The sequence below is a fragment of the Pseudomonas sp. NPDC088885 genome (genome assembly GCF_044750025.1).
Taxonomy (GTDB): domain Bacteria; phylum Pseudomonadota; class Gammaproteobacteria; order Pseudomonadales; family Pseudomonadaceae; genus Aquipseudomonas; species Aquipseudomonas rustica.
In genome coordinates, this window is the sequence record NZ_JBIVJB010000036.1 from 38,616 (window position 1) to 44,657 (window position 6,042).

Here is a 6,042-nt window from a genome sequence, read left to right on the forward strand (position 1 = left end):
TCGGTTAGCCTTGCTTGGCCATTCTTCTCACGGATCGATTCATGAAGATTATCCGCAGCAAAACCTTCACCGCCGACCGCGCCTGGGGCGCGCTGGACATCGCCAATATGAACGGCATCACCACGCGCCTGCACTGGACGGATCAGCCGTACAAATGGCACGTCAACGATGGCGAAGAAGTATTCGTGGTGCTCGATGGCCAGGTGCAGATGCACTACCGCGAAAACGGCGAGGAAAAACAGGTGCAGCTCGACATCGGCGACATCTTTTACGCCTCGGTCGGCACCGAGCATGTCGCGCACCCACAAGGCGCGGCGCGGATTCTGGTGATCGAAAGCGAAGGCAGCGTTTGACTGCTTATTGGCAAAACAGATAATAGTTAGAGATATTACCCGTTATATAGATATTCGATTCGGATCTACCATGAATTCCACCTCACCTGAGGACAGGAGTTCATGATGATTTGCCCCAACAGCGCCAAACCCGGCATCAAGCCATTCAGCCAACTTCAGCATCCGCGTGAAGTGATCCGCCAATTCACACCGAACTGGTTCGCCGCGACCATGGGTACCGGTGTGCTGGCATTGGCGTTGGCGCAACTGCCGGTGGCGATTCCCGGTTTGCACGCCGTGGCCGAAGGGCTGTGGTTGTTCAACATTTTGTTGTTCACGTTGTTTACCCTGGCTTACGCCGCTCGCTGGATTCTGTTCTTCGATGAAGCGCGGCGGATTTTCGGGCATTCCACGGTATCGATGTTCTTCGGCACCATCCCAATGGGCCTGGCGACGATCATCAACGGCTTTTTGGTGTTCGGCCTGCCGCGCTGGGGCGACGGGGTGATTCATCTCGCCGAAGTGCTGTGGTGGATCGACGTGGCGATGTCGCTGGCCTGCGGCGTGTTGATTCCGTACATGATGTTTACCCGTCAGGAACACAGCATTGATCAGATGACCGCCGTTTGGCTGTTGCCCGTAGTCGCCGCAGAAGTGGCAGCGGCCAGCGGTGGTTTGCTCGCACCGCATCTGACCGATGCCCACTCGCAATTGGTGGTGCTGACCACCAGCTACGTGCTTTGGGCATTTTCCCTACCGGTGGCGTTCAGCATTCTGACAATCCTTCTGCTGCGCATGGCCCTGCACAAACTGCCCCACGAAAACATGGCCGCTTCGAGCTGGCTGGCCCTCGGCCCGATCGGCACCGGTGCGCTGGGCATGTTGCTGTTGGGCGCTGATGCACCGGCGATCTTCGCCGCCAACGGTCTGCCGGGCATCGGCGAAATCGCATCGGGCATTGGCCTGGTCGCCGGCATCACGCTGTGGGGCTTCGGGTTGTGGTGGATGTTGATGGCGCTGCTGATCACCGCACGTTATCTGCGTGACGGCATCCCGTTCAATCTTGGCTGGTGGGGTTTCACCTTCCCGTTGGGCGTTTATTCGCTGGCAACGTTGAAGCTGGCGAGCACCTTGAATCTCGGCTTTTTCAGCGTGGTTGGCTGTGTGTTGGTGACGTTGCTCGCGATCATGTGGCTGATCGTCGGTAAACGCACCGTGCAAGGCGCGTGGCGTGGCGAGCTGTTTGTTTCACCGTGCATCGCCGGTTTGAAGAAATAACCTGAAATATTTAGCTAAGGTGTGGCCTGGATTGCGGTTTGTGAATCCAATAGACAGTATCCAGACCACCCCCCAGCAAAATCAGGGAAACACGGAAGATGAGTCACTCCTCACAGTTCAACCTGCTGCGCACGCGACGGTTTTTACCGTTCTTCATCACGCAATCGCTCGGCGCGTTTAACGACAACGTGTTTAAACAGTCGTTGATCCTCGCCATTCTCTATCGACTGACCATCGAGGGTGACCGCTCGATCTGGGTCAACCTCTGCGCGCTGCTGTTTATTCTGCCGTTCTTTCTGTTCTCGGCGCTGGCCGGGCAGTTTGGCGAAAAGTTCGCCAAGGACGCGTTGATCCGTCTGATCAAACTGGCGGAAATCGCCATCATGGCGGTGGGATCCGTCGGATTCTTGTTCGATCATCTGTCACTAATGCTGGTGGCGTTGTTCGCCATGGGCACGCACTCGGCGCTATTCGGGCCGGTGAAGTATTCGATCCTGCCGCAGGCATTGCGCGAGGATGAACTGGTCGGCGGCAATGGCCTGGTGGAGATGGGCACGTTTCTGGCGATCCTCGCCGGCACCATCGGCGCCGGGGTCATCATGTCTTCGACGCACTACGCGCCACTGGTGTCCGGCGCCATCGTCGGCATTGCCGTGCTGGGTTATCTCGCCAGCCGCAGCATTCCACGGGCGGCGGCGTCCTCGCCGGAAATGCGCCTGAACTGGAATATCTTCAGCCAATCGTGGGCGACGCTGAAACTCGGCTTGGGCCAGACCCCAGCGGTGTCGCGTTCGATCGTAGGCAATTCGTGGTTCTGGTTTGTCGGGGCGATTTATCTGACGCAGATTCCGGCGTATGCCAAGGAATGGATGCACGGCGATGAAACCGTGGTCACCTTGATTCTCACGGTGTTCTCGGTGGGGATCGCCCTCGGTTCAATGCTCTGCGAGAAGCTTTCCGGACGTAAAGTCGAGATCGGTCTGGTGCCGTTCGGCTCGTTTGGTCTGACCGTGTTTGGCTTGCTGCTGTGGTGGCATTCCGGCGGGATTCCGGACAGCGTCACTGGCCATAGCTGGGTTGAAGTGCTGGGCTTTGTGCACACGTGGGCGGTGTTGATCGACATTCTCGGTCTGGGCATTTTCGGCGGCTTTTATATCGTGCCGCTGTACGCATTGATCCAGTCGCGCACCGCCGAGAACGAGCGCGCGCGGGTGATCGCAGCGAACAACATTCTCAACGCACTGTTTATGGTGGTCTCGGCCATCGTTTCGATCGTGTTGTTGAGCGTGGTCAAACTGTCGATTCCGCAGCTGTTCCTGGTGGTGTCGCTGCTGAACATCGGCGTCAACGCCTACATCTTCAAAATCGTCCCCGAGTTCAGTATGCGTTTCATGATCTGGCTGCTCAGCCATTCCATGTACCGCGTCGAGCATCGCAACCTTGAGGCGATTCCTGATGAGGGCGCGGCGTTGTTGGTGTGTAACCACGTGTCGTTCGTCGATGCCTTGCTGATTGGCGGCGCCGTGCGTAGGCCGATTCGCTTTGTCATGTACTACAAAATCTACAACCTGCCGGTGCTGAACTTTATCTTCCGCACGGCGGGGGCCATTCCTATCGCTGGGCGGCAGGAAGATATCCAGATCTACGAAAAGGCCTTCACGCGGATTGCTCAGTATCTGAAGAACGGTGAACTGGTGTGCATCTTCCCGGAAGGCAAGTTGACTGCTGATGGCGAGATGAATGAGTTCCGGGGCGGGCTGACGCGGATTCTAGAGGAGACGCCGGTACCGGTGATTCCGCTGGCGTTGCAGGGGTTGTGGGGGAGTTTCTTCAGTCGCGATCCGAACAAGGGGTTTTTTCACCGGTTGTGGTCGCGGGTGACATTGGTGGCGGGTTCGGCGGTAGCTGTGGAAGCGGCGGAGCCGGCGAAGTTGCAGGTGTTGGTGGGGGAGTTGCGTGGGGCGGTTAGATAATTAGTGATTTTTAGGGCCTCTTCGCGAGCAAGCCCGCTCCCACAGTTGACCGTATTCCCATGATGGAACGCGGTCGAATGTGGGAGCGGGCTTGCTCGCGAAAGCGGTAGAGGCCTAAGCGCTGACCTTAAGCCCAATCAGCCCGGTGATGATCAACGCCACACTCGCCAGCCGAATCAACGCCATCGATTCGCCAAACAAAATGATCCCGGCAATCACCGTGCCCACGGCACCGACCCCAGTCCAGATCGCATACGCCGTGCCCAGCGGCAATTCCTTCATTGCAAGGCCGAGCAGTCCAAGGCTGATGGCCATGGCCGCAACGGTCAGTGCAGTAGGGAGTGGACGGCTGAAGCCATCGGTGTATTTCAGGCCAACGGCCCAGCCGACTTCGAACAGGCCGGCGAAAAACAGAATGATCCAGGACATGAGAGACCTCCATCGATTGACGGGGTCGTCCCCAGATTAATGACTCGATCGAGCCGCGAGGTCGTCCTCGCGTTGCGCGATAGTTTGACCAGCATTAACCCGGGGATCAAGTTTCAGCTCAGTCGGCAGCCTGTTGCGCCAGCGCCTCGCGATCTTCCTTCTCGCTCATGCGGCGGAAGTAGGTCGACAGCAGCGCCCCGGAAATATTGTGCCAGACACTGAACAACGCGCTCGGCACTGCCGCCAGTGGCGAAAAGTGCGCGCTGGCCAACGCGGCGCCCAATCCCGAGTTCTGCATGCCGACTTCCAGCGCCAGCGATTTGCGCTGAGCCAACGGCAGCTTGAACAGGCGACCGGTGAAGTAACCCAGCAGATAACCGAAGCTGTTGTGCAGCATCACCACGGCCATGATCAGCAGACCGGATTCGGCAATTTTCGCCTGGCTGGCGGCGACCACGGCAGTGACGATAATCACGATGCTGACCACCGACACCAGCGGCAACACATCCACCGCATGACGAACCCGGTCACCGAGCACGCGCTGGGCAACCACGCCGAGAATGATCGGCAACAGCACCACTTGCAGGATCGACCAGAATAGCTCCATGAACGACACCGGCAACCACGCCGAAGCCAGCAGCCAGATCAGCGCCGGGGTCAGCAGCGGAGCGAGGAGGGTGGTAACGGCAGCGATGGCCACCGACAACGCCAGATCACCACGGGCCAGCCAGGTCATCACGTTGGACGAGGTGCCGCTCGGGCAGCAGCCAACCAGAATCACCCCGACGGCGATTTCCGGCGGCAGGTGAAACACCTGGCAAAGCAACCACGCCACACCGGGCATGATCACGAAATGTGCAACCACGCCCAGTGCCACACGCCACGGATGGCGAGCAACGGCAGCGAAGTCGTCGAGTTTGAGGGTCAGGCCCATGCCGAACATCACCAGCCCGAGCAGCGGCACGATCGCGCCTTTGAGGCCGAGGAACCATGCCGGTTGCAGGAACGCGATGACCGCGAAAATCAGAACCCAGTAAGCGAAGGTATTGCCGACAAAGCGGCTGAGTGCAGCCAGTGCGCGCATGGCTTGTTCCTTATTGTTAGTTACACCACAAAACCAATTGTGGGAGCGGGCTTGCTCGCGAAAGTGTCGGGTCAGCCAAGTTAATGTTGAATGACACACCGCTTTCGCGAGCAAGCCCGCTCCCACATTGGGATTTCACAAGGGTTTAGATCCCCTGCGGAGTCTCTTCACCACCCAATGCTTCAACCAGCGCCGGCAGGAAATCACCGAAGGTCAGCATCATCAGGGTGAAGCTGGCATCCAGTTGACCCAGTGCCTCGTCGCCACCGTCCTGTTCCGCCTGATCCTGCAACAGGTCTTCGAACTTCAGACGTTTTACAGTCATCTTGTCGTCAAGCATGAACGACAACTTGTCCTGCCACGCCAGCGACAGCTGCGTGACGACTTTGCCGGTACTCAGGTGCAGCTGGATTTCTTCGCTGGTCAGATCCTGACGTTTGCAACGGACGATACCGCCGTCTTCGTGGGTGTCGCGCAGTTCGCACTCGTCCAGTACATAGAAGTCGTCGGCGGCTTTTTGTGTGGTAACCCATTCGGTCATGGTCGCGGTTGGCGACATTTTCACGGTCAGCGGACGGACGGGCAGGGTGCCGATCACTTCACGCAGGGTCGACAGCAAGTCTTCAGCGCGTTTCGGGCTGGCCGAGTTGACCAGGATCAGACCCTGTTTCGGCGCGATGGCGGCGAAGGTCGACGAGCGACGGATAAAGGCGCGCGGCAGGAAGGCCTGGATGATTTCATCCTTGATCTGATCGCGTTCCTTCTTATAGACCTTGCGCATCTGCTCGGCTTCGATCTCTTCGACCTTTTCCTTAACCGCGTCGCGCACGACGCTGCCCGGCAGAATGCGTTCTTCTTTACGCGCGGAAATCAGCAGGAAGTCACCGCTGACGTGTACCAATGGAGCATCTTCGCCTTTGCCGAACGGCGCGACGAAACCGTAGGT

Annotated in this window: 6 protein-coding genes; 3 read left to right on the forward strand and 3 right to left on the reverse strand. The window is 58.4% G+C overall.

Annotated elements, in window-relative coordinates; translation table 11 throughout:
• Positions 1 to 41: 41 nt before the first annotated feature.
• The 3 genes from ACIP1X_RS16165 to ACIP1X_RS16175 all read left to right on the forward strand — a co-directional run bounded on the left by ACIP1X_RS16165 (position 42) and on the right by ACIP1X_RS16175 (position 3,583).
• On the forward strand, positions 42 to 353 hold the full coding sequence (locus ACIP1X_RS16165; RefSeq protein ID WP_159814917.1) for a cupin: 312 nt from the start codon (positions 42 to 44) through the stop codon (positions 351 to 353).
• Between the two features lie 105 nt (positions 354 to 458).
• Positions 459 to 1,610: a TDT family transporter gene (locus ACIP1X_RS16170; protein WP_400753506.1), complete on the forward strand. Its 1,152-nt coding sequence runs from the start codon at positions 459 to 461 to the stop codon at positions 1,608 to 1,610.
• Positions 1,611 to 1,708: 98 nt separating this feature from the next.
• On the forward strand, positions 1,709 to 3,583 hold the full coding sequence (locus ACIP1X_RS16175; RefSeq protein WP_282358739.1) for an MFS transporter: 1,875 nt from the start codon (positions 1,709 to 1,711) through the stop codon (positions 3,581 to 3,583).
• A 114-nt stretch (positions 3,584 to 3,697) separates the two neighbouring features.
• Here the strand turns inward: ACIP1X_RS16175 and sugE are convergent, their stop codons facing one another.
• From sugE to rdgC, 3 genes are all read right to left on the reverse strand, one after another.
• Positions 3,698 to 4,012 carry a quaternary ammonium compound efflux SMR transporter SugE gene (gene sugE, locus ACIP1X_RS16180; protein WP_008077894.1) on the reverse strand — a complete coding sequence of 105 codons (315 nt, stop codon included), beginning with the start codon at positions 4,010 to 4,012 and terminating at the stop codon, positions 3,698 to 3,700.
• A gap of 118 nt (positions 4,013 to 4,130) precedes the next feature.
• Positions 4,131 to 5,096 (reverse strand): bile acid:sodium symporter family protein, encoded by a 966-nt coding sequence (locus tag ACIP1X_RS16185; RefSeq protein ID WP_400753509.1) that lies wholly within the window; start codon positions 5,094 to 5,096, stop codon positions 4,131 to 4,133.
• Positions 5,097 to 5,241: 145 nt separating this feature from the next.
• A partial coding sequence (rdgC, locus tag ACIP1X_RS16190; protein ID WP_400753512.1) for a recombination-associated protein RdgC occupies positions 5,242 to 6,042 on the reverse strand: 801 nt, incomplete at its 5' end.